Source organism: Gracilibacillus ureilyticus (genome assembly GCF_900111195.1).
Taxonomy (GTDB): Bacteria; Bacillota; Bacilli; order Bacillales; family Amphibacillaceae; genus Gracilibacillus; species Gracilibacillus ureilyticus.
In genome coordinates this window covers 108,604-132,164 of record NZ_FOGL01000004.1, presented here as the reverse complement: position 1 = coordinate 132,164, position 23,561 = coordinate 108,604, and the positions used below count along the sequence as shown (strand labels likewise).

Below are 23,561 nucleotides of genomic sequence, written 5' to 3'. Positions count from 1 at the left end.
TGACTTGGCAGCTTTTCAGCATAAGCCACAAATTCATAAAAGACCCAGACGAGTAACAGTATTTCTTTAAGTAAGGATCTGTGTTAAACTGTGTAATGGAATAAATTTTATAGAAATCTGTATATATTACAGGAGAGGTTCTAGCTACACCCTCTATAAAAAACTAAGGATAATCGTACCTTACCTTAGGTATGATTTTTTTATTTTTCAGGTGTAACCAAACCTCTTCTTCATACGGAAAGGGGATTTTTTTATGGAGAAAAACAAACGGGCAGTTGTGGTATTTAGCGGAGGACAGGATAGTACAACCTGTTTATTCTGGGCACTAAAGAAATTCAAACATGTCGAGCTCGTAACATTTGATTATGATCAGCGCCACAAGGAAGAAATTACGGTGGCAAAAGAAATTGCTGAGGAACAAGGATTACGACATCATATTCTGGATATGGCTTTGTTGAATCAATTAGCTCCAAATGCACTGACAAGAGAAAGCATTGATGTTACCCATGGCGAAAATGGTGATTTGCCTTCAACCTTTGTACCTGGGAGAAATCTGTTATTCCTATCATTTGCGGCAATTCTGGCAAAACAGATTGATGCCAGACATATTATTACAGGTGTTTGTGAGACAGATTTCAGCGGTTATCCTGATTGTCGGGGTATCTTTGTTAAGTCCTTAAATGTAACATTAAATTTATCGATGGATAATGATTTCGTCCTTCACACACCATTGATGTGGCTGGACAAAGCAGAAACATGGAAATTAGCCGAGGAACTGGGGGCATTTGACTATATCAGAGAAAAAACACTAACCTGCTATAATGGCATCCGTGGCAGTGGGTGCGGGGAATGCCCATCTTGTGAATTGAGACAGAAAGGACTGGAGAAATATATCAGACTGAGAAGCGAGGGAGAGATGTGATATACGATTTCCAGATTGTTGATAAGTTACAAAAATTCGGTGAGGATATAAATAAAGATGAACTGCAATATCATCAAAAAAGAGTGTTGATTAGCAAAGAATTCAGTTTTGATGCAGCACATCATTTACATTGCTATGAAGGAAAATGTAAGAATCTTCATGGACATACATATAAAGTGATTTTTGGTATCAGTGGTTTTGTTAATGAGATTGGTATCGTGATAGATTTTAGTGAGATTAAGAAATTATGGAAGGAACAAATAGAGATATACCTCGATCATCGCTATTTGAATGAAACTTTGCCCAAAATGAATACATCAGCTGAAAATATGGTCGTATGGATTTACGAAAAAATGGAGGAATCCCTGAAAGAATACCCTAATCAATGCAAGGTAGAGTTTGTCAGATTATTTGAAACACCAACTAGCTATGCAGAAGCAAGGCGGGAGTGGATGCTAAGTGAATAATAGAATACCTGTTTTAGAGATTTTCGGCCCTACAATACAAGGAGAAGGTATGGTTATCGGCAGAAAGACAATGTTTGTCAGAACTGCTGGTTGTGATTACAGTTGCACATGGTGTGACTCTGCTTTCACATGGGATGGAAGTACGAAAGAGGAGATTCGCCAAATGGAGACTGAAGAAGTTCTGGCTGAATTGAAGCAGATCGGGGGAGAATATTTTGACCATGTTACCATTTCAGGTGGAAATCCGGCACTTTTCACATCTGTGAACGAATTAATTGACCTGCTCCACCACCATCATATCGAAGTGGCATTAGAAACACAGGGAAGCCGCTGGCAGGATTGGTTTTTGAAAGTGGATGATTTAACGATATCTCCTAAACCGCCAAGCTCAGGCATGGAAACAGACTGGTCCGTTCTCCATAATATTATTAACCGGTTAAAAGAAAATAATATCAGTTTAAAAGTCGTCATCTTTAGCAGAGGCGATCTTGCTTACGCTGAGAAAGTCCACCAGAGATTCCCGGGGATTCCTTTCTATCTTCAAGTTGGTAATGACGACATAATCGAGAAGAATCCAGATCAATTGGCATTGTATCTGCTGGAAAAATATCATTGGTTAATTGATCAGGTGGTAGCTTCTAAAACATTGAATCAAGTGCACGTTCTTCCTCAGTTACACGCCCTTGTATGGGGAAATAAAAGAGGTGTGTAATAAAATAACAGAAACTGCGAAAATTATACGCAGTTTCTGTTATTAATTCTTCGGGAGGAATTGGGAAAATATAGTTTCCTTCTGATGCTTATAAACATCCTCTCCAGAAATTTCATTGATTATCTTTATATTCCGGTCGACTGCTAAGCCTAAATTTGTTGCCCCTGTACCGTGTGAGTGCTCCAAATTAGTCAATGTATAAAAGTTATGGGAACGGTCTTTTTTGTGAAAGATCAGCTTGAAATCTTTATCAACTTTGAATCTTTTATCATCTTCCCAGACTACTTTGTCAGCGAAACGCTGATGAAACCATTTCGGAATATTCGGTTTGTATCCTGTTGCCATAATTAATTTATCTGTTGTAAAAGTGATAGATTCTTCTTTCTGCCACTGGGTTGCTTTGACAATTAATGAGTCCTTTTCTTTTTTTACGTCAGTTATTTCTGTTAAAGGCTGTATTGTCACAGGTAACGCTGTATTATTAACAGAACGGTGGTATAACAATTCATATATATTATGTAAAGTTTCTCCATCTATTCCTTTCCGAAGCTGACCGAGATGGTCAAGAGAGTTAACACGTGATTTGAAATCCAACTGGTGAAAATAATCCACATAATCTGGCGTAAATACTTCCTGCCCTAGTTTGGAATGATCTAGCTGCAAAAAACCGGGAGACCGGGTATACCATGTTAAATGATAAGAATATTGTTCCTGAAGTTTTAACAAATCATAAAAAATTTCCGATGCACTTTGTCCGGATCCAGCAATCGTAATACTGTCAGCTTTCAATGTATGCTCTTTGTGATATAAATATTGACTGGAATGATAAACATCTTCGATTTCGACATTTTCCCCGGTTTCAATTGGCATTATCGGGGTCTGTCCTGTCCCCATAACTACATGTTTAGTGAAGTAGGACTTTTGCTCATCCTTTTCCCAATGGTTGACAACAACTTCATAGTGATCATGATGATCAATTACATCACATACTTCTGAACGGAAATGGCAGTTAGATAGTAGCTCTGCGACCCATTTTAAATAGGCCGCATATTCAGGTCGCGGCATTTCTAATTTGTGAAAGAAAAAGAATTTATACAGCCTGTTATGTTCATGTAAATAATTTAAGAAGGTATATTTACTTGTTGGATTGGCAAATGTAACTAAATCAGCAAGAAAGGATACCTGCAGATCAGTTTCGTTAATTAACATGCCTGGATGCCAGGCGAATTCCCCATTTTGATCAAAGAAAATTGTATTTAAATTGCTGCGTTCATCAGTCAATGCGGCAAGTCCGAGATTGTACGGTCCAATTCCAATCCCGATTATATCGTAAAATTGTGTCATTTTTTTTCGCTCCAATTGTATTAGTTTTTAACTTAGATGATTGAACTCAAAAGTTTATACTTATGGAAACCATATCATTATTATATACATTGTTGAAACTTTTCGCTATTTTCATACGTATATGTAACAACCGCAACAGGAAGATTCCTAATGGTGATTTTGAAGAATAAAGGAGGAGAGCGGTATGAATCAAAGTGATGAACGGCTTTTTTCTATGTTAATTTATGTCCTGAGTGTTTTCTTCCCGGTTATCGCACCGTTATTAATATGGTTGTTGAAACGGGAGGAATCGACGTTCGTTGATTTTCATGGCAAGGAGTACTTTAATTTTTTAATATCTTTTACTATTTATGGAATAGTCAGCACTCTGCTTATGTTAATTCTTATTGGATTTGCATTGGTATTCGTGGTAGGAATAGGGATGTTTGTACTGACAATTGTGGGAGCGGTAAAAGCATATAATGGGGAAAGATACAAATTACCACTAGTCATTCATTTTTTAAAGTAATAAGAAGAGAGCGGGACATAACGATGATGTTCCGCACAAAACACGAATATTAGAAAAAAATTAATGCGCATAATAGGGATACTGTGCAGTAAAGGTGTATTTATGCTGAGTGCCATACTTACGCTACAGCCGGCCCCGTGGTAAAGAAGACACTGCGAAAGAGCATTTTGCTTGAGTAGATGTCGCACTTATGCCCTTGGGTGAAAGCGAAGCAATCGGACGAAGCGGTGGTATTTCACTCTAAATATTTCAAAGTTACTCTCTTAGGTTTAATGCACAGTATCCATATAAAGTGTATTAAAATTGGAAGATAGAGTTCTGAATAATTTATTTTTCTGCAGAATTCACCTCATTGTTCGGATTTTATTATAACTAATATGCCTTTTCCAGACTATTTCTATTCTGTAACTTCCACTGTATGTTCTTCGTGTTCATGCAGACCGTCATCATTTGTTACATGGATAACAATCGTATAGGAACCAGGATTACTAAATGTATGTGTTGCTGAATAGGTTCCAGATTCTTCTGTTGCATCAACCCATTCGTGTTTTTCTTCTCCGTCCCTGATAATCTCATACCGGACCCTTGCATTTTTTAAAGGCTGATTATCGAGCAATAGTGAAACATTTAAATCTGTTTCTTCGTTCATTCGTACATTTTCCACTTGTTCAAATGACATGCTGAAGTTTTCTGTATGACCATGATGGCTCTCTTCATTTTCTTCGTGGGATGGGTGAGTCTGGTCAGCTTCTGTTACTGTCTCACCAGTTATAGTAATGGATTTCTTAGGCATATTATGCATTTCCCTTGCCTGCGTATGGGCATAAATTTCATAAGTCCCCGGCTCATTAAAGGTAACTTCAGCAGTATAGGTACCATCATTATTGTTTACTGAATCAATCATTGTTGTATTTTCTTCATCTTCCACATTCCAATATTCAAATTCCATTTCGTCCGCATCAGCGACAGGTTCATCTCCGTATGTTACTGTTGCTTTCAACGATACTGTTTCACCAGCTTCTGCTGATTCAGGAAGATCAAAATTCACTTCCAGACTTGCCAGTTCTTCGTTTTCTTCTGTATTTTCTTCCTCATTTGTATTGTCACTGCATGCGGCCAGAAATAAGAATAGAATAGCTAACAACCATATTTTTTTCATATTGTTCCTCCGTAAAAATTCATTTATTTCAATGTTACTATACGATTAAATAAAATGGAAATCAATGGACAAACAGTGACAAAATCAAATCGTAACTATTACTGTTTACATTTACGAAGGTTGTATGTATAATAGATTGGTAAATCGTATTTATTCCGGTTTGTGTTTTTATAGAAAATAAAATTATTTCTATCTTAAAATACATAACATCCAGGGAGGGAAATCAAGTGAAGAAGTTAAGCTTATTACTGTTATCTTTTATACTGATCCTTTGGCTTGCAGCATGTGGGCAGGAGGAGCAAACAAGTGGAAGTAATGATGAGAAAGAATCAGGAAATGAAGTACTGGAAGTTTTTACATCATTGTATCCGTTAGAATACTTTGCTAGTGAAATAGGTGGGGAGTACGTAAAAGTAACATCAATTTTGCCGCAAGGGGCTGACCCGCATAATTTTGAGCCGACATCTAAACTAATGGTTGAAATTGCTGAAGGAGATCTCTTTATTTATAACGGGGCAAACATGGAAACATATGCAAGTGCGATTGAAGATGCTGTTAAGGATGAAGATGTAAAAATAGTAGAAGCTGCAGAAGGTATCTCCTTAGTTGATCATATACACGATCATACAGAGGGGACTGTAGAGACAGAACAGGAGCACAGTGAGGAAGAAGCACCAGCAACAGAAGATGAGCATAGCCATGAAGTAACAGCAGGAGATGAAGAGGCTGACCATAACCATGGAGACGTTGATCCTCATGTTTGGCTGGACCCAACAATGGCAATTGGATTAGCTGAAAATATTAAAGATGCATTAATAGAGGCAAACCCGGATCAGGCTGATATATTTGAAGAAAACTTTCATAGTCTTGAAGAAAGATTGGTTGCATTAGATGATGAATTTCACGAAACGATTGAACAGGCTGCTAATAATGAGATATTAGTAACCCATGCAGCATATGGCTATTGGGAACAAAGTTATGGTATTGAACAGATTGCAATAACAGGAATATCGCCATCTGATGAACCATCTCAAAAAGAAATCGAAATGATTATTGAACATGTTGGAACAAGTGGTATTCAATATTTGCTTTTTGAGCAGAATGTCGAGCCAAAGGTTGCGCAGGTAATTCAGGATGAAGCGGATGTCGAATCTCTGGAATTGCATAATTTGTCTATCTTAACTGAAAAAGATATAGATAATGGCGAAACATACTTTACATTAATGGAGCGAAACTTGGAAGTATTAGAAAAGGCATTGGAATATTAATTGGAGAAACCATTAGTCGAGATAGACTAGTGGTTTTCATTTTGTTTATGAGAATTTTTGTGAATGAACTTTTAGTAGCACCCAAGTAAGGGAATTCCTTGTAACTTTTTTATTTTGAGTTCGACTATAAAGATAAAAAGGTCGGGTGATTGTATGAAATATCTGTATAGTATCATGTTTTTATTTCTTGTTGCATGTGGAACGAGTAATCAGAATGAAGACGGGCAATCTGGACAATCAGATGAACATACTAGAACCAGCACGATGACGGGTTATATAGCAGAAGTGAACGAAGAACAAGTAATGGTAGTCGAGAAAAAAATATATCAGCCATTTTCATCTATACCTATTGAAGAAGCGAATGAAAAAGCAGGTAATGCTATTAATTTCCACTTAGAATCAATTAGTTCAGCGACGAATTTTCATATTGGCGAAAAAGTGGAAGTTACTCATGGCACTGTGCAAGAATCTTATCCTGGACAAAGCACTGCATTAGATATAAAAAGAGTAGTTGATGACACATATGACGTTATTATTCAACATGATGGAATAGAAAACGCAATTCAGCTTGAATTGTTACTTCAGGCAATTCAAACGGAAGAAGACCAGCAAATGAGAATGGTTCAGTACACGGTTGAAGGTGATCCGATATTTTATACCTATTCCTATAAAAATGATCAAATAAATGTATTAGTTGATGCATCTGAGGATCAATATGGTTCTAAAGATAATCGAATAACCCAGTTCACTTGTGATCAATTTGAATACTATCTAAAAGATCAGCAAACCATATCCTTTGATTTAGTTGGTTGTGATAATGGAGAAGATACAACATCGTTCCAAGTAGCAGAAATAAAATTATCGGAAATTATTATACCTTTCCAACAATACTCCAGCGTTCAGATATCAGTTGGAAATAATATATTATTAGACACGAAAGACAGTAAAGAAATTTCAAAAGTTATTGATGCGATTAAAAAGGGTGACGGACAATCAATTGCTGCGATGACTTTAATGCAACCAGATGGAAAACTTGTTCTGTCAGGTGAACTGGCGGATATAACATTTGATTTTTATCCGCCTGGTAACTTTGTTAGATTGAACAGTTACCTTGAGACAGAGTTATCCTTCTAGGATACAGACTGCTTCGGGAACATCGCGATTTGAAATCAAGGCATTTAGAGGATTCCGGACTGCTAAGTCTCTTTAATAAGTTACAGATAGTAGAAATTAATCAACAAAAAATGGATCCGGGCGAATGTTTTTGCCTGAATCCATCTTTACTATTTTAGCTGGTTATGTTCCAGTCTTATGTTGATTTCGGATTATTTATTAACCATGAATTTTGGTTGCTACTTCAACAACACGTCTTGCCTGGTGTTTAACTGCATTCTCAACATTTTCAACCATGGATCCATCCTGACCCTGTGTCACACTTGTTCCGTAAGGGTTTCCGCCAGCCGCATATGCACTATCATCGGTATATCCAGGTGCTACGATAATTGTACCCCAATGCATCATTGTAGTATAGAAATTTAATAATGTTGCTTCCTGGCCACCGTGTGAGTTAGATGCAGAAGACATTGCAGTGACAACTTTATTGGCTGTTTTTCCTGTCGCCCACAAGCCACCTTGTGAATCAATGAACTGTTTCATCTGGGATGGTACACTGCCAAATCTTGTCGGCATACTGAAAATAATGGCATCTGCCCATTCAATGTCATCTGAAGTTGCTACGGGCACATCCTTCGTTTCTTCTACATGTTTTTTCCATGCTTCATTCGAGTTAATTGCAGCTTCTGGGGCTAATTCTTCTGTACGAACTACCTTTACCTCTGCTCCTGATTCTTTAGCTGCTTCTGCAGCCCAATTAGCAAGCTGATAGTTTGTTCCTGTCGAGCTGTAATAAATTACTGCTACTTTAACCATTTATTCAAACTTCCCTTCTTTTTAAATCTTGATAGTATATATTGTCTTTTTGAAAGAGAAATATGCACTATCTCAATTTCAAGACATTTGCCATGATAACAAACTATAAATAATTTGTGCAAGATAATTGCTTTCCCTGTTAAAAAACTTGAACTATTCGTTGTTTTATGTCAAAGTAATAAAGTATGAATTATGATAGGAAAATGTAGGGGGACTGGTGTTGCCAGTTGAGATTGTATCCATAAGATACTGACCCTTAGAACCTGATCTGGTTAGAACCAGCGTAGGGAACATATGGGATCTGAATCTATATGCGCTCTAGGCTTATGTCTAGGGCGCTTTTCTGTATGTTCCTCTATAAATAAATTACAGGGGGAAGTAGAAATGAAAAAACTATTATTTGTAATCAGCATGATCTTACTATTATCTGCATGTGGCGGGGAAGACACCAATAATGAAAAGACGGAAGAAAATGCATCTGAAGAGTTAAAAGATATTACATTCGTACTTGATTGGACACCAAACACTAACCATACCGGATTATATGTTGCGAAAGAAAAAGGATATTTTGAAGAGGAAGGTTTAAATGTTGAAATCATTTTACCTGGTGAAGCAGGAGCTGACCAAACAGTTGCATCAGGTCAGGCTGATTTTGGGATAAGTGCACAGGAGGCTGTCACTGAAGCGCGCGTTCAGGATATTCCTATCGTGTCGATAGCTGCTGTTATTCAACATAACACGTCGGGGTTCGCAGCTCCTGTTGATAAAGGGATTTCATCACCAGCAGATTTTGCGGGTAAAACATATGGTGGCTGGGGTGCACCGGTAGAAGCAGCAGTAATTGATTCCCTGATGAAACAGGAAGGCGCTTCTGTTGAAGATGTGGAGATTATCAATATGGGTAATTCAGACTTTTTCACAGCGGTTGAGCGTGATGTAGACTTTGCCTGGATTTATTATGGATGGACAGGTGTGGAGGCAGAGTTAAGAGATGTAGAACTTGAGATGCTTTATTTAACTGATTATTCGGAAAAGCTAGATTACTATACTCCGGTAATTACAACAAATGAAGAGATGATCGATAGTGAGCCCGACACTGTTCATGCATTATTAGCAGCTGTGACAAAAGGTTATCAATTTGCGATCGATAACCCAAGTGAAGCAGCGGATATTTTAATCGAAGCAGTGCCTGATTTAGATCCAGAGCTAGTTAAAGCAAGTCAGGAATGGTTATCACCGAAATACAAGGATGACGCAGCACGTTGGGGAGAACAGCAAGCAGATGTTTGGAAAAATTATGCTGACTGGATGTTTGAAAATAACTTGTTAGAAGAAGAATTAGACGTCGAATCGACATTTACCAACGAATTTTTACCAGAGGAGAATTAAAAATGGCAAATACTTTAGTAAGTATTCAAATAATCCCGAAAACACCTAATGGGGAGGATGTTATCCCGTTTGTGGATGCAGCAATCGAAGTCATTCAGTCAGCTGGTGTGAAATACAAAGTTGGCCCACTGGAAACAACAATGGAAGGTGATATACATGAGTTGCTACTTGTAGTGGCTAAAATGAATCAACGTATGTTTGAACTAGGTTGCCCAAGCAATATTTCGCAAGTGAAGATATATTCGAGAGCAGATGACGAAGCGTCAATGTCTGACTTGACAGCAAAATATGATGGTTATCATTAAAAAACGGTAAACTGATTAAAACGGACTATGGTAGAAATGGAAAGGAGGTGCAGCACCAATGATCACAAAATTCTGGCTTCCCATTTCAGTAATACTTATCATAATATTGATATGGGAGCTCTCTGCCACGTTTTTCGCTATTCCTGATTGGATTTTACCGGCACCGACCGTTATTTTTGCTGAGGCTGTTAGTAGTTGGCCCAATTATCAGCATCATATTTTTGCAACGATTCATTTGACAATATATGGGTTTGTGTTAGGTTTAATGATCGGATTAATTATTGCCATTACCCTTCACTTAATACCGAGATTAAGAGAAGCATTATATCCGTTATTAATTATGTCACAAAATATCCCGATCATTGTGTTAGCACCACTCCTTGTAATCTGGTTCGGATTTGGCATCACACCGAAATTATTAATTATTATACTCGTATGTTTTTTTCCAATTGCTGTCGCCACCATCGACGGATTAAAACAGACAAACCCAGAGCTTATTCATTATATGAAGATGGCAGGAGCAACAAAGAAACAAATCTTCATAAAGCTGGAATTGCCTCATGCATTACCTTCGATATTTTCGGGACTGAAAATTTCTGCAACTTATAGTGTAATGGGAGCAGTAATCTCAGAATGGCTTGGTGCAAATCAGGGGATAGGTGTTTACATGACACTTGCATCCTCCTCATTTCGTACAGACAGAGTGTTTGTTGCCATTCTGTTTATAATGATCCTGTGCCTGTTATTTTTCGGGATTATTATCGGTTTAGAAAAAATGTTAATTAAATGGAGAAAGGATGGGAATGAATGAGCACATTACAAATCAGCCAGCTGTCTAAAAGCTTTAATAGTGACATCATTCTCGATCAGCTTAATCTCAAGGTAAATGAAGGAGAATTTGTTTCATTGCTTGGTCCATCAGGAAGCGGGAAAAGCACCATATTCCATTTGATTGGCGGATTGTATACACCTGATAATGGGAAAATCACGTTAAATGAAAAGGACATTACCGGACAAAAAGGCTCCATCAGCTATATGCCGCAGTCTCCATCGTTATTTCCCTGGCGTACCGTACTGGAGAATGTTGTGTTAGCCCAGGAACTGTTCGAAAAGCCTGATAAACAAAAGGCAATCAAGATGCTGGAACGAGCAGGATTAGGAGAATATATCAATAGATACCCTGCCCAATTATCTGGCGGAATGCGCCAGAGAGCCGCATTTGTCCGCAGTCTGCTCAGCCCCCAATCAATGATATGTCTGGATGAGCCATTCTCAGCATTGGACGAATTTACAAGACTGGATATGCAGAAATGGCTATTATCGATATGGGAAGAGGAAAGGCCATCTGTATTATTCGTTACCCATAACATCGAAGAAGCCATCTACTTATCGGACAGGGTCCTTATCCTAGGAGTAAGACCAGCGAGCGTCATTCAGGAAATAACCATTCCGTTTGAAAGACCGCGCACAGAGTCCCTGACTTTAACACCAGACTTTTTACAAATAAAGAAAAGCATTTTTCAAACACTGCGAGGGATCGACAATGATTGATGCTCATATCCATCTCGACTGGTATAAGCTTGAGGAGCAGGAAATTATTCTTGAAGATTTGGAAAAAGGTACGATCGACGGCGTTGTTGCGGTATCGAGTGATTTAATTTCATGTAAAAACGTATGGAAGTTACACAAAAAGTGCCCGTACGTGCATCCGTCGTTCGGCTGGCATCCGGAGCAACCGCTGCCAAGTGAAGCGGAACTTGATTCAATCGAGAGGATGATTCGCCGTCACCATGATGCAATTGTTGCAATCGGGGAAGTCGGTCTGCCGTATTATTTGAAAAGAGAAAAGCGTTCTCTAGATGTGAAGCCGTATGTAGCTGTTTTGGAACGGTTTATCCGCTTAGCAAAAGAGCTCGACTTGCCAATCGTATTACATGCTATTTATGAGGATGCGGAGATTGTCTGTGATTTACTGGAAGAGCATCAGGTGGAAAAAGCACATTTTCATTGGTTTAAAGGAGCGGAACAGACGGTTAATCGGATGATCCGTAGTGGATACATGATTTCTGTTACACCGGATTGTTTATATGAAGAGGAAATTCTTCAGCTAGTAGAACAGTACCCATTAGAGTTGATTATGGTGGAAACAGATGGTCCATGGCAGTTTGAAGGCCCATTCAGCGGTCAGATGACACACCCGGATATGATGTTGGAATCCGTCAAGAAGATTGCATCAGTAAAAGGTATATCATTGGAAGAGGCTGAAGAACAGATGGAAACAAACACAAAGTCTTTTTATCATATAAAATAAGGCAATCACCACGTAAAACGGTGGTTGCCTCATTTGTTTTCACAGCGCTAAACGTAATATCGCAACTGAACAACATTCTCACCTTATTCACATGCAATGCCATCTTTATCACCATCCATTTGCTGACGATAACCTGGATCGCCTTCATGCAATGGTGTTACACCTGCTTCATGTGCTTCGGTGCAGTTTTGAAAATATACTTCATCAGACGGAACTGTGTGATTATTTTTCGACTCTTGTTTGTGATCAAACCCATCTTCTGTTACATATCCAGGTATACTCCATATACCGCGGCTGTCCGATCTAGCCTGATCTTCCGCTGCTTTCATTTCCGCTTGGTGTGTATATGGTGGATCATAAACATATGCATATCGGGCTAAGCCATTTTCAATTAGCAATTGGTTAAAGTTTTCACCATTTATCCAAATGTATACAAGTACCCGGTCATACTTATCCCTTTCAGGCCCGTCAAATTCTAATTGAATCTCTTCACCTGCGAGGGTTTCTTCAGCAAATTTAGTGGCCTCTGGTCCAAAAGGCTGGACAGGTAAATCGGGATGTTTCGTTTCAGGGGTATCAACTAATAACAGTCTAATAGATTCTTCCTTCCCGCTATATTTTACATTCACCGTGTCCCCGTCAACTACCCGGATAACTTCTGCTGTAATGAATTCATTAGTCGGTTGTTCAATGCTTGATGTATCTTTATTAGCTGCAGCGTCATTACCAGTATTGTTATCTTGAACTGAGGAAGCTGTCCCGCATCCTGACAGAACAATAATTATAAAAAGAGTTGAGTATAACCATTTCTTCCAATCCATCTGTTATTCCTCCTGTTGTTAAAAAGAAAACTATTAATCAGTTTACTATATGATTGATCACTTTTAAAGCTGAATTTGTTGCGATATAGTAAGAATAAGGAGGAGGGCGTATGAAAAAGTTAAAATTACTATTAATTGTGATCAGCTGTATGGTTGCCTTTTTGACCATACATTTAATATGGACAGTGACAGATGGTCTGACAGATGAAAATAAATCTGCACAAATTGGAGTGGTACTTGGCAACAAAGTAAATGAGGATGGGACCCCGTCTGCCAGGCTTCAAGCAAGACTTGATAAAGCATTGGAATTATATGAGAATGGGCTCGTCGAGAAAGTGATTGTTAGTGGAGGTATTGGTAAAGAAGGATATGATGAAGCTGCTGTAATGAGTGATTATCTGGAACAGGAAGGTATGAAAGCAGAAGATATCATAGAAGATAATAACGGGTATAATACAAGGATAACAGCAGAAAATGCTGCACAAATTATCAAGGAAGAAAACCTTAAGATTGATCAGGTTTTTGTTATCAGTCAGTTTTACCATATTTCCAGGACGAAATTAGCTTTTAAGCAGGAGGGCTTCGAAACCGTTTTTGGTGCGCACGCTGACTATTGGGAATGGCGTGATATTTATTCCACTATAAGAGAAATTCCTGCTTATTATAAGTATTTGTTGCAGCGCTGAACATTTTGATATGTATCACTATGATCAATGGGAGAACAAAGTCGCCCACTGATCAAAAGCTTTACATTGTCACATTGTATTTTCTTTTCCAAATAGTTTCATTGATAAATATAATAATAGACAAAATCCCATCGCAAGTGAGGACCAGCCTAAGGTTTGTTGTTCGATGACAAGATAATTGTTGCAAATTTGTTCATCCAGCCAAATGTACAAAAAGCCGGTAATAATTAATGAAAGAAATATATAGATTAAAAAACTATATTGAACTTTTGCGTTCACTTTCTTCCAGCTGTCATGAAGCGGTACACCTACCAAAAAGGGTAAACTGATAAATTTAAACAATTCCACCATTGTAAGTAATAAAGCATCATCCATCGCTCTTGGCAGTTGCCAGTAAGTCCATATAAGTACAACGAGCAATAATCCGGGAATCCCGGTTCGATTCCATTTATTAAAAAAGTTTGGAAATTTTCTTTGCAGAAATGGTGCAATTAAAAAACCAGAGAATACAAACAAAGGCATTTGTGTATGCATGTGAAAAACCATCATCGATTCAAGCAGCTCGCTTACAGGTGGTAATATAAGAATTATATAAAGCGTAAGTCCATATCCTGCTTGTTTCATCAGAATTTCTCCTCAATATGTTGTGTTATGGTTTTTGCTGCTTGTTCGACCTTCGTGTAGTCCATCACATCTACTAATTGCCTGTATTCATTTAATAAATAGAAAGCGGAGTTGTGCTGAAAATTACCATAATCATCTGGAATTACAATAACCCCCAATTGATCGAGCAGTTGCTGTAATTCAATCTCACTTGGAATTCTCGCCATTCGCCATGTTTCTCCATCACTATCGAAGTAGGATTGATATGTTGCTAATGTTTCTGGGTCGTCCGTATCAGTGTCGAAGCTAATGCTAAGAAAACGCACCTTTTCATTAATATATTTTTCAGGCAGTATTTCATACACTTTTTGCATATTTCTTTCTAACTGTGGACAGACGGTACCACAATTTGTATACATAAAAGTAACAAATAGAAAAGTATTCTCCTGGAACTCGTCAATTGGATAAAGGCGCGCTTTACTATCTTCTATCATTATATTAGGGATAACCGGCTGTTCTGAAATAAGTTGATTTGTTCTCGCCTGTTCAGAAGTAAACGCCTGGAATCCATCTGTTCCTATAGCCAAAACAACCATTCCGAAACAAACGACGAGTAGACTGGCAATTATATCATGATATTTTCTCTGCATCCTCTAACCCCCAATTTCAACTTATCCTTTCAATAAACTCTTGCTTACCATGTACGGAATGGAGGTGAGCCAGGAGGTGCGTTTACAATCATATCAACGATGGGAATAACATATGCCATGGCTACAACAGCGATTAGCAGGATAGACCATAATCCCCAACGTTCTGTCCACATCGGTACAGCTGGTTGATCTTCTTCCGGCAGTGCCACAGGGTATTCAGTATGACCCTTTGGTGCGAAAAACATCATATGGAATACGGCAAATACTTGAATAATAACACCAGCAAATAATAACGCAGCACCAATTGCAAAAATATACTCATAAGATAACCAGCTAAGCGCTATATCCGAGCCGCCGTACGTGGTATCGGATGTTCTTCTCGGGTCACCAATAAGTCCTGCAATATGCATTGATCCAGCCATGATTGCCATACCAGCTGTCCAAATCCATGTTTGAATAATTCCGATTTTGTTCATCCTTTGTGTCAATTGACGTTTGGACAAATGCGGGATCAGCCAATAGCAAATACCGAAGAATGTCAATACAACAGAAACTCCTACAGTTAAATGAAAATGGCCCACTACCCACATTGTATTATGGATGACTTGATTCATTTGGTTACTTGTATTAACGATACCGCCTGCGCCCCCTGGAATAAAAGCAATCATTGCAATCATCGGTGCAAGAAATCTAACATCACCCCAAGGCAGTTTCCGGAACCACCCGAATAATCCTTGACCACCTTTTTTTCTCCCTGCTTTCTCCATGACATAAAACATGGCAAATGCGGTCATGAGAGAAGGAACAGCAATTGACAAACTCATAAATACATGTAAAAACTTAATTGTTAATGAAATGCCGGGATCTACAATTTGATGATGAAACCCACCCGGAATATTTAAAATAACGAGTAATATAACCACAAGTCTAATTAATTTTTCGTTAAAATGTCTGCCGCCAATAATCTTTGGTACAATGATATACCATGCGGAAATCGCAACTATGTACCAAATATTCACAAGTGTGTGGCCGAACCACCAGAAAAGTGTACGGGTTACCATTACATTAATTGTTTCTGTGATGCCTAATACCCATGGAATTATCATGAATACTTCTATCGTTACGCCAAGACTAGCGAAGAACCATAAGATGAAAACTCCCATCGCAAAAAATGAAAGGATAGGTGTTGTTTGGCCGGGATGTTCCTTTCGCCAATGTCGATAATTTATGAATACTGCCAAACAAACAGACCAGATGCCAAGAACCAAAATAACCAATCCAACATAAAAGAGTGGATGAGCGGCAAGTGGGGGATAGAACGTATATAGTACCGATGCTTCATTTAAGGCAATCATCGTTACAGTGAGAATGACACCTGCCAGTTTAAGGAATATACCAGTCCAGACCATTTTTCTCACTCCAGGGAGCAGTCCGCCGAATGCATATGATAAGTTAGCTAACTGATAACCAATCGTAAATGTTGCTGTAAAAACTACCAATAGAAGAAGTCCGTGTGCTGATAATACCTGATAGTAATTGAAGCCTTGTGGTAATTGATATAATCCTGCACGTTCCAATCCTTGAATCAATCCTAAAATTCCACCGATTAATAAGGTAGCAAATGAGGTCGTGAAGTAAGTGAGAGATATTCTGGCATCTTGTGTATTAACTCCCAGACTTATTAGACTTTTTGGCTTTTTCATTATATTTTGTACTTGTTCCATAATTTCCCCTCCTTACTTAACAGTAATGGTCGTATACATTGCCTGGTGGCCAATACCACAATACTCATTGCATAGAATCAAATACTCCCCTGATTCATTGAATGTTTGGCTGATCTTTTGGATATGACCAGGCAGTACCATTGCATTTACATTGGTTCCAGGAATTTGAATACCGTGTGATACGTCTTTGGATGTCATGATAAATTCCACCTCTGAACCAACTGGCACTTCTATATCACCAGGATTAAAATTAAATGTTTCTAAGGTCATGACAACTTCGAATTTGTTGTTACCTAAATCGACCAGACCAGGGTCTTTAAATGGTTCAGTCTGATCTACTTTCTGTGGATCTATTATCTCTTTATTACTCGGTGGTCCCATACTCAGTGCGAATGTTTGATAGCCTACTATAACCATAAAGATAATAAGAAAGCTAACACTTGCAATCATCCATATTTCTTCTACTTTCCCCATAGAACTGCCTCCCTTAATGCTTTGTGAAATTTTTGTGAAGAAGATTGCTTTTGCTAGAAAAGAAAACACACTTCTCGTTATAATGAAAACATAGTTATCAAACCCGGGACATATAGAGAGCGAATACGCCCGCCCACATGATAATAATGATGAGAGCGACAAGTATTACAGAAGCAATCGTACCAGAGAGGGTTGTATTTTTATCCATTATTAATCCTCCTTTATTGTATGTTTCTTACACTTTACCTTAATTGCGATTTAAGGTAAGTGAGTTTCATCACGAGTTTGATGTGATTTAAATCAATGCTAAATTGTTGCGAAAAGGTTATGATTAATAAAGAAATAGTTTTAAATACTATAAGAATGGATATAATTTTTATAGTATAAGAGGACATCATTGAGAGAACTAACTGACGAGAAGTCGGTTTTTCTAATATTGAAAGGAGTAATTTACAAATGAAAAAATGGTTAGTAACATTATTGGCAGTTTCATTACTTGTATTGCTTGCGGCTTGTGGCGGTAGCGGAGATAATGAAAGCACTGGTGAGGATTCAGAAGAATCGGCGAATAATACAGCAGAAGAAGCAGGGAATGACGATTCCACTGTTAACATTACTGCAACGAACTGGGAATTTGATCAGGAAGAATATACTGCCCCGGCTGGTGAAGTGACAGTAAATCTGTCAAGTGAAGAAGGGTACCATGGAATAGAAGTAGAAAACACAGATATTGAGATTGAATCAGATGGCAGTGCTACAGCAACATTAGAACCAGGAGAATACACTATCCGTTGTAATATCCCTTGCGGAACAGGCCATAATGAAATGGTAGCAACATTAATTGTTCAATAAATAGTCAGAAGACTTCCTATTTAGCAGGAAGTCTTCTTTTCTATTTTGAATGGTAAAAGTGAACAAATACTATCATTTATTTGTTATGATAGAGAAAATTATGAAAAAAGGAAGTATGAAATGAAAAATCTTGAATTTGGTATTTATACTTTATCAGAATTAATGGAAGATCCGATCGGGAAGAAAACAGTTTCGCCAGGTGAGAGACTTGATCAGATTGTGGAAATGGCAGCATATGCAGACAAGCTTGGACTTGACTTATTTGGTGTTGGTGAGCACCATCGTTTAGATTATGCGGTATCATCTCCCCAAGTAGTGTTATCAGCAATAGCCCAAAAAACAGAGAACATCCGCTTAACTGCACTGACGTCTTTATTGAATACTTCCGATCCTGTTCGATTATTCGAAGATTTCTCCACACTTGATTTGCTATCAAAAGGAAGAATTGAATTCACAGCAGGAAGAGGAGCCTTTGTAGAGTCATTCCCGCTGTTTGGCTATAATGAACACTATTATGATGAATTATTTGAAGAACATTTACAGTTATTTATTCAACTGAATCACTCAGAAACGGTCAGCTGGAATGGAACATTTCGACCTGGATTGGAAAATGCCGAGATCGCTCCAAGGCCATTTCAAAAGAAATTGCCTGTATCGATTGGTGTTGGCGGTACAATAGAAAGTGCTATCCGTGCGGGGAAATACAATTGTGATCTGACAGTTGTAATGATAGGTGGGGTTGCAAAGAAATACCAGTCTCTTGTACAGGCGTATAAAAATAGTTATACAGGTTCACAACCATTTATTGCTATTTCAGGACACGCGTTTATTCGTGAAACAGAAAAAGAATTAGAAGAAGAGTTTTACCAGTATTATTCTAATTACTGGAAACATTTAACAAGACAAGGTATTGGTGGATCAATGGGTGCAGCAAGGTCTGATTTAGAATATTTAACATCAAAGGAATCAACTCTCTTCGTTGGAACTCCAAAACAAATAATTGAAAAAATCATGTATCAGTATGAGTTATTTGGCCATCATCGTTTTAATGGCCAAGTGGATTTTGGTGGGCAAAGCGCTGAATCAGTAAAGAAAACGATAGAATTGCTGGCAACGAAGGTAAAGCCACAGATTAATAAATAGCTGAACAAAATATCTTAAAGTGTGGAAAATAGACCGATTTAACATGTTTACAATTCTTACTTATTGAATGGAAATTTCGTATTATTTCCCAGGTAATATTTACTTTTTGACATTTTATGGAATAATTGATCGAAACACGAGTAACGTATAAGTTATTCTAGTCTATTTAATTACATTATGGTACGATAAGTATATATTGAAAGCGTTTAAGAGGGGGATTTCTATGTACTATAACAAAATACGGATACCTTTACTAATAATAATTGTAACTATGATGATTTTGGATTTAAGTGGTGTTATTTATGTACCACCGATTGTAATCTTTATTATAGCGTTTGCTTTGCTCGCGTATAATATCTATATTAGAAAAAATGCGGCAAATCATCACAGGAAGAAAGATTAATAATATTTAACGTTCTAAGGAGCCTGGAAGCAGTGCTTCTTTTTTTATGACCAGAATCAAAACCAGCCGCAAAAATTAAATATTCCAGTGTAGTCAGTAATAATTTCTCTGATAAAGTTATCGTAAGTTTTCGCCGGGTGTCTTTACAGGTGTGTTTAATTGTGTATAATAGTATTCATGAAAAGAAAGGATAGGTGGAAAAAGTGAATAGAAAAGAGAAATTATGGGGACTTATTATCTTTGTATTAGTATTTCTTGGATACCTTCTTCCTTATACTATACTGAGTAATGTTACCAAATGGTATGGAAGCTTTTTACTATGGACTATACTGGCAGTGCTTATCATTTTGGCAAATTACTTCTTAACGAAAGATTGGAGTGAGGAGGAATGAGTACTACACTCGTCTGGGTGATGATAGCGATCTATGTAGTTCTTGCACTTGCTATTGCATATCTTTCTCGTAACGGGAAACAGGACAGTATGGCGGGTTATTTTCTGGGTGATCGTAAATTAAATGGATTTGTCTCTGCATTAAGTTACAGTGCCACGACTTATAGTGCTTTTATGCTAGTCGGATTAGCCGGTCTTACATATAATGGTGGAATCGGAGCATATGGATTTGAAATCATCTATTTTATGGGTGTCTCATTGGTAGCAATTTTTGGGCCGCGGTTCTGGGTTGTTGGGAAAAAATATGGTTATGTCACGCCATCTGAGATGCTTGGTGACAGATACCAGAACAAATGGGTAGCCATTGTAACAGCAATTTCGAGCTGTCTTTTTTTAATTCCTTATAGTGCTGTTCAGCTTACAGGGATTGGATACTTGCTTCAAGGTGTAACGAACAATGCTATTCCTTATACGACCGGTGTAATCATTGCTACTGCGTTAGCATTAATTTTTTCTTATATTGCAGGTATCAGATCAGTTGCATGGACGGATTCTTTACAAGCTTTAATGATGATTATCACGTCTACAATTGTTGTTATACTAATCATTAATGGATTAGGTGGGATAACGGGCTTCTTTGAAACTCTTGAAACAAATCAGGCCGAGGACTTAACTGTCCCAGGGAACGGCTACTTTAGTTTTTGGACTTTTTTAGGACTGACAATTCCGTGGTTCTTTTTCAGTATATCTAATCCACAGGTTAGTCAGCGTTTATTTATGCCAGCTTCTTTAAAAAGTTTACGTCATATGTTAATGGGCTTTTTAGTTTTTGGACTAATTTATACAATAGTATCTGTAGTGTGGGGATTTTCTGCGTCGATCTTATTTCCTGATTTAGAAAATGCCGATTTGGCAACACCGATGTTATTATCATCCGATTTAGTACCGCCAGTGTTAGGAGTCATTGTTATGGTAGGAATCATGGCAGCAGCGATCTCAACAATTGATTCCATTTTGTTAACACTTTCCTCCTTATTTTCCCGGGATGTTTACGGTAATTTTAAACAGCAAACAGATGATAAAAAACAGCTGAAAATTGGTAAAATTGTTATTCCAGTCATTGCCACCCTTGCTTTCTTATTTGCACAGCTGCAACTTGATTTAATAGCTGTACTTTCCGTGGCTTCATCCGCAGGTCTAATCGTGGTTGTCCCCGCAATTATTGGCACCTTTTTCTGGAAAAGAGGAACTGCTGCCGGGGTAATAGTTAGTGTGGCAGTTAGCAGTATACTTGTAATAATACTTGAATTCTTCAAGATATTACCTTTTGGATTAAAGTCCGGTATATGGGGGATCATTGTATCAAGCTTATTGTTTATTATTATTAGCCTATTAACTAAAGCTCCGGCAGAGAAAGCAGAAGAATTTCTTGGCTATATAAAAACAAGATTAAAATAGCTCGGAATTTGGAATATGGTAAAGAAAACAAAAAACAGGAAATTTAGTTACTGCCTTTGTCCAACATATACAGTTACTTTTAAAGTATAACTTTCACAATTTTTATCTTTGTAACTGCCTTTATGATCCGCTACAATTAAGGATAAATCAATTCATAGAGGTGATATTATGGCAGGAATTAAATATGAGATTGTGGAACACATCGCCACATTGTCTGAGTCTGAAAAAGGCTGGAAGAAAGAAGTTAATCTTGTTAGCTGGAACGACCGTGAACCTAAATACGATATTAGAGACTGGTCACCAGATCATGAAAAAATGGGGAAGGGTGTTACACTGACTCTAGAAGAATGGCAAACACTAAAAAAATTCTTTTTAAATAATTAACAGAGTGATAGCTTGGAAATCTGCTTAACCGCAGTTTTCTGAGCTTTTTTAATTGAAAATAAAGATGAAAAAGTTTGTCAGATAATCTGACAAAACTCATGACGATGTTAACAAAAAGATAGTAGGATTGTTTATAACAAAACATGTTAAATAAATTAACACAATAAAGGGAAAAAGGGGATATGATTTATGGCAACTTTAGCACCTGAAAAAACAGTGGGCACTCAATTAACTTTAGAGATGATTCAAGAAGAAATCAAGAAAAAATGTGTAGAATTGTTACATTTGCAATTTGTAGACATTGAGGGGTCATTAAAGCAAGTAACAGTGACAACTGAGCAGCTAACGGATGTTGTAGAGGGTAAAACGATGTTTGATGGATCTTCAATCACTGGATTCACCCCAATTAATAAATCTGACTTATACTTGTTACCTGATTTAAATACATTTGCTGTATTGCCTTGGACAGAAGAAGAAGGATATTCAGAAGCAAGGTTCCTGTGTAGTGTAACAAATCCTGATGGTACGTTATTTAATGGAGATCCGCGTAATATATTGAAAAATACAGTGGATCAGGCAAAGGAAAAAGGATACTCAATCAATGTGGGACCAGAATTAGAGTTCTTTTTATTTGAAACGGATGAGAAAGGAGAACCGACTAACCAGGTAGCAGACCAGGGCGGATATTTTGAACCAGCTCCATATGACCTTGGAGAAAGAGTACGTTTGGAAATTTACCGGACATTAAAAAAGATGGGATTTACCATTGAAGCTTCTCACCACGAAGTAGCAGTTGGACAGCATGAAATTAATTTTAAGTTTGGTGACGCTTTAACAACAGCCGATAATGCAACGACATTTAAATGGGTAGTAAAAACGGTAGCCCAACAATTCGGACTGCGTGCAACATTTATGCCAAAACCTATTTTTGGAGAAAACGGGAATGGGATGCACGTAAATATGTCTTTGTATGATGAAACTGCAGGGAAAAATGCCTTCTTTGATGAGTCTGATTCCCGCCAATTATCTGAGACTGCCTACCAATTTATCGCAGGATTGTTAACTCACGTATCGTCATTCGCTGCATTAACTAATCCTTTAGTAAATTCATATAAAAGGCTAGTTCCTGGATATGAGGCACCATGTTACATTGCATGGTCTGCATCAAATCGTTCTGCTTTAGTTCGTATTCCTGCAACTCGCGGTGCGGGAACTCGTGTGGAAATCCGCTGCCCGGATCCATCAGCTAATCCTTATTATGCATTTGCAGCAATTGCACAGGCAGGAATTGATGGGGTAGAGAAAGGTTTAGAAGTACCTGTGGAAACAGTTGATGACATTTTTAGCATGTCTGATGAAGAACGTGAAGAGAGAGGAATTCAAAACCTTCCAACAACACTTGGTGAATCTATTGATGCATTAAAAAATGGTGAGATTGGTAAAAAAGTTTTAGGGGAATATGCATTAAAAGAATATGTATCTTTAAAACAAGATGAATGGAACAGCTATAGGATTGCTGTAACGGGTTGGGAATTAGAAAAATATCAAGCAAAATTCTAATAGATAACAACTGTCAAGCCTGAATTCGGTCGAGAATTCAGGCTTTCCTTCATAGTTCACATGAGAAATAACATTCGCTTTCCGATTGATTTTCGATA

Annotated in this window: 28 protein-coding genes and 2 riboswitches; of the genes, 19 read left to right on the top strand and 9 right to left on the bottom strand. The window is 37.7% G+C overall.

Going from position 1 to position 23,561, the window contains the following annotated elements; all coding sequences use genetic code 11:
• The first annotated feature begins 128 nt into the window (after positions 1–128).
• A riboswitch (PreQ1 riboswitch) is annotated at positions 129–173 on the top strand.
• Between the two features lie 80 nt (positions 174–253).
• From queC to queE, 3 genes are read left to right on the top strand one after another with little or no spacing between them, the layout of a single operon-like run.
• Positions 254–922 (top strand): 7-cyano-7-deazaguanine synthase QueC, encoded by a 669-nt coding sequence (gene queC, locus BMW36_RS06330; RefSeq protein WP_089740020.1) that lies wholly within the window; start codon positions 254–256, stop codon positions 920–922.
• Positions 922–1,389: a 6-carboxytetrahydropterin synthase QueD gene (gene queD, locus BMW36_RS06325; protein ID WP_089740076.1), complete on the top strand. Its 468-nt coding sequence runs from the start codon at positions 922–924 to the stop codon at positions 1,387–1,389. Before queC ends, queD begins: the two co-directional genes overlap by 1 nt.
• A complete protein-coding gene (gene queE, locus BMW36_RS06320; RefSeq protein ID WP_089740019.1) occupies positions 1,382–2,101 on the top strand; it encodes a 7-carboxy-7-deazaguanine synthase QueE in 720 nt (239 codons plus the stop codon). The genes queD and queE overlap by 8 nt, the downstream gene beginning before the upstream one ends.
• Positions 2,102–2,143: 42 nt before the next feature.
• On the opposite strand, the gene BMW36_RS06315 is transcribed toward queE, so the two are convergent.
• Positions 2,144–3,445 (bottom strand): lysine N(6)-hydroxylase/L-ornithine N(5)-oxygenase family protein, encoded by a 1,302-nt coding sequence (locus tag BMW36_RS06315; RefSeq protein WP_089740018.1) that lies wholly within the window; start codon positions 3,443–3,445, stop codon positions 2,144–2,146.
• 184 nt (positions 3,446–3,629) lie between these two features.
• Here BMW36_RS06315 and BMW36_RS06310 point away from each other — a divergent pair, with 184 nt between their 5' ends.
• On the top strand, positions 3,630–3,953 hold the full coding sequence (locus BMW36_RS06310) for a DUF4870 domain-containing protein (protein WP_089740017.1): 324 nt from the start codon (positions 3,630–3,632) through the stop codon (positions 3,951–3,953).
• A 397-nt stretch (positions 3,954–4,350) separates the two neighbouring features.
• Here BMW36_RS06310 and BMW36_RS06305 read toward each other — a convergent pair whose 3' ends face one another.
• Complete coding sequence (locus BMW36_RS06305) at positions 4,351–5,112, bottom strand: FixH family protein (RefSeq protein WP_089740016.1); 762 nt, start codon at positions 5,110–5,112, stop codon at positions 4,351–4,353.
• A gap of 227 nt (positions 5,113–5,339) precedes the next feature.
• Here BMW36_RS06305 and BMW36_RS06300 point away from each other — a divergent pair, with 227 nt between their 5' ends.
• Both BMW36_RS06300 and BMW36_RS06295 read left to right on the top strand, forming a co-directional pair.
• Positions 5,340–6,380, top strand: a complete 1,041-nt coding sequence (locus tag BMW36_RS06300; RefSeq protein WP_089740015.1) for a metal ABC transporter solute-binding protein, Zn/Mn family — start codon at positions 5,340–5,342, stop codon at positions 6,378–6,380.
• 153 nt (positions 6,381–6,533) lie between these two features.
• Positions 6,534–7,514 (top strand): DUF4362 domain-containing protein, encoded by a 981-nt coding sequence (locus BMW36_RS06295; RefSeq protein ID WP_089740014.1) that lies wholly within the window; start codon positions 6,534–6,536, stop codon positions 7,512–7,514.
• 198 nt (positions 7,515–7,712) lie between these two features.
• Here the strand turns inward: BMW36_RS06295 and wrbA are convergent, their stop codons facing one another.
• Positions 7,713–8,309 (bottom strand): NAD(P)H:quinone oxidoreductase, encoded by a 597-nt coding sequence (gene wrbA, locus BMW36_RS06290; RefSeq protein ID WP_089740013.1) that lies wholly within the window; start codon positions 8,307–8,309, stop codon positions 7,713–7,715.
• Between the two features lie 197 nt (positions 8,310–8,506).
• A riboswitch (TPP riboswitch) is annotated at positions 8,507–8,616 on the top strand.
• A gap of 77 nt (positions 8,617–8,693) precedes the next feature.
• On the opposite strand from wrbA, the gene BMW36_RS06285 reads away from it, so the two are divergent.
• The 5 genes from BMW36_RS06285 to BMW36_RS06265 are packed head-to-tail and all read left to right on the top strand — an operon-like array spanning position 8,694 to position 12,314.
• Positions 8,694–9,698 carry an ABC transporter substrate-binding protein gene (locus BMW36_RS06285; RefSeq protein ID WP_089740012.1) on the top strand — a complete coding sequence of 335 codons (1,005 nt, stop codon included), beginning with the start codon at positions 8,694–8,696 and terminating at the stop codon, positions 9,696–9,698.
• 2 nt (positions 9,699–9,700) lie between these two features.
• Entirely contained in the window at positions 9,701–10,003 is a 303-nt protein-coding gene (locus BMW36_RS06280) for a thiamine-binding protein (protein WP_089740011.1), read from the top strand.
• Positions 10,004–10,061: 58 nt separating this feature from the next.
• A complete protein-coding gene (locus BMW36_RS06275) occupies positions 10,062–10,814 on the top strand; it encodes an ABC transporter permease (RefSeq protein WP_089740010.1) in 753 nt (250 codons plus the stop codon).
• Positions 10,811–11,554, top strand: coding sequence for an ABC transporter ATP-binding protein (locus BMW36_RS06270; protein ID WP_089740009.1), 744 nt, complete (start codon positions 10,811–10,813; stop codon positions 11,552–11,554). Before BMW36_RS06275 ends, BMW36_RS06270 begins: the two co-directional genes overlap by 4 nt.
• The gene (locus BMW36_RS06265; protein WP_089740008.1) at positions 11,547–12,314 is read left to right on the top strand and encodes a TatD family hydrolase; all 768 of its coding nucleotides are present in this window, start codon (positions 11,547–11,549) and stop codon (positions 12,312–12,314) included. Before BMW36_RS06270 ends, BMW36_RS06265 begins: the two co-directional genes overlap by 8 nt.
• Positions 12,315–12,397: 83 nt before the next feature.
• On the opposite strand, the gene BMW36_RS06260 is transcribed toward BMW36_RS06265, so the two are convergent.
• On the bottom strand, positions 12,398–13,135 hold the full coding sequence (locus tag BMW36_RS06260) for a thermonuclease family protein (protein WP_089740007.1): 738 nt from the start codon (positions 13,133–13,135) through the stop codon (positions 12,398–12,400).
• Between the two features lie 110 nt (positions 13,136–13,245).
• Here BMW36_RS06260 and BMW36_RS06255 point away from each other — a divergent pair, with 110 nt between their 5' ends.
• The gene (locus BMW36_RS06255; protein WP_089740006.1) at positions 13,246–13,821 is read left to right on the top strand and encodes a YdcF family protein; all 576 of its coding nucleotides are present in this window, start codon (positions 13,246–13,248) and stop codon (positions 13,819–13,821) included.
• Positions 13,822–13,890: 69 nt separating this feature from the next.
• Here BMW36_RS06255 and BMW36_RS06250 read toward each other — a convergent pair whose 3' ends face one another.
• The 5 genes from BMW36_RS06250 to BMW36_RS06230 form a co-directional block, all read right to left on the bottom strand.
• Positions 13,891–14,445, bottom strand: coding sequence for a hypothetical protein (locus BMW36_RS06250; protein ID WP_175480367.1), 555 nt, complete (start codon positions 14,443–14,445; stop codon positions 13,891–13,893).
• Entirely contained in the window at positions 14,445–15,074 is a 630-nt protein-coding gene (locus tag BMW36_RS06245; protein WP_089740004.1) for an SCO family protein, read from the bottom strand. The genes BMW36_RS06250 and BMW36_RS06245 overlap by 1 nt, the downstream gene beginning before the upstream one ends.
• A gap of 44 nt (positions 15,075–15,118) precedes the next feature.
• Positions 15,119–16,798: a cbb3-type cytochrome c oxidase subunit I gene (locus BMW36_RS06240; RefSeq protein ID WP_089740003.1), complete on the bottom strand. Its 1,680-nt coding sequence runs from the start codon at positions 16,796–16,798 to the stop codon at positions 15,119–15,121.
• Positions 16,799–16,810: 12 nt separating this feature from the next.
• The gene (locus tag BMW36_RS06235) at positions 16,811–17,272 is read right to left on the bottom strand and encodes a cytochrome c oxidase subunit II (protein ID WP_089740002.1); all 462 of its coding nucleotides are present in this window, start codon (positions 17,270–17,272) and stop codon (positions 16,811–16,813) included.
• 97 nt (positions 17,273–17,369) lie between these two features.
• Positions 17,370–17,480, bottom strand: a complete 111-nt coding sequence (locus tag BMW36_RS06230; RefSeq protein ID WP_089740001.1) for a cytochrome c oxidase subunit 2A — start codon at positions 17,478–17,480, stop codon at positions 17,370–17,372.
• 248 nt (positions 17,481–17,728) lie between these two features.
• On the opposite strand from BMW36_RS06230, the gene BMW36_RS06225 reads away from it, so the two are divergent.
• From BMW36_RS06225 to glnA, 7 genes are all read left to right on the top strand, one after another.
• On the top strand, positions 17,729–18,124 hold the full coding sequence (locus BMW36_RS06225) for a cupredoxin domain-containing protein (RefSeq protein WP_089740000.1): 396 nt from the start codon (positions 17,729–17,731) through the stop codon (positions 18,122–18,124).
• 120 nt (positions 18,125–18,244) lie between these two features.
• The gene (locus BMW36_RS06220; protein ID WP_089739999.1) at positions 18,245–19,267 is read left to right on the top strand and encodes an LLM class flavin-dependent oxidoreductase; all 1,023 of its coding nucleotides are present in this window, start codon (positions 18,245–18,247) and stop codon (positions 19,265–19,267) included.
• Positions 19,268–19,490: 223 nt separating this feature from the next.
• Positions 19,491–19,670: a hypothetical protein gene (locus tag BMW36_RS06215; RefSeq protein ID WP_089739998.1), complete on the top strand. Its 180-nt coding sequence runs from the start codon at positions 19,491–19,493 to the stop codon at positions 19,668–19,670.
• A gap of 203 nt (positions 19,671–19,873) precedes the next feature.
• Positions 19,874–20,062, top strand: coding sequence for a hypothetical protein (locus BMW36_RS06210; RefSeq protein WP_089739997.1), 189 nt, complete (start codon positions 19,874–19,876; stop codon positions 20,060–20,062).
• Positions 20,059–21,519: a sodium:solute symporter family protein gene (locus tag BMW36_RS06205; protein WP_089739996.1), complete on the top strand. Its 1,461-nt coding sequence runs from the start codon at positions 20,059–20,061 to the stop codon at positions 21,517–21,519. The genes BMW36_RS06210 and BMW36_RS06205 overlap by 4 nt, the downstream gene beginning before the upstream one ends.
• Positions 21,520–21,687: 168 nt before the next feature.
• Complete coding sequence (locus BMW36_RS06200) at positions 21,688–21,903, top strand: YdbC family protein (RefSeq protein WP_089739995.1); 216 nt, start codon at positions 21,688–21,690, stop codon at positions 21,901–21,903.
• A gap of 189 nt (positions 21,904–22,092) precedes the next feature.
• Positions 22,093–23,463, top strand: coding sequence for a type I glutamate--ammonia ligase (gene glnA / locus BMW36_RS06195; protein WP_089739994.1), 1,371 nt, complete (start codon positions 22,093–22,095; stop codon positions 23,461–23,463).
• The last annotated feature ends 98 nt before the right edge of the window (positions 23,464–23,561 follow it).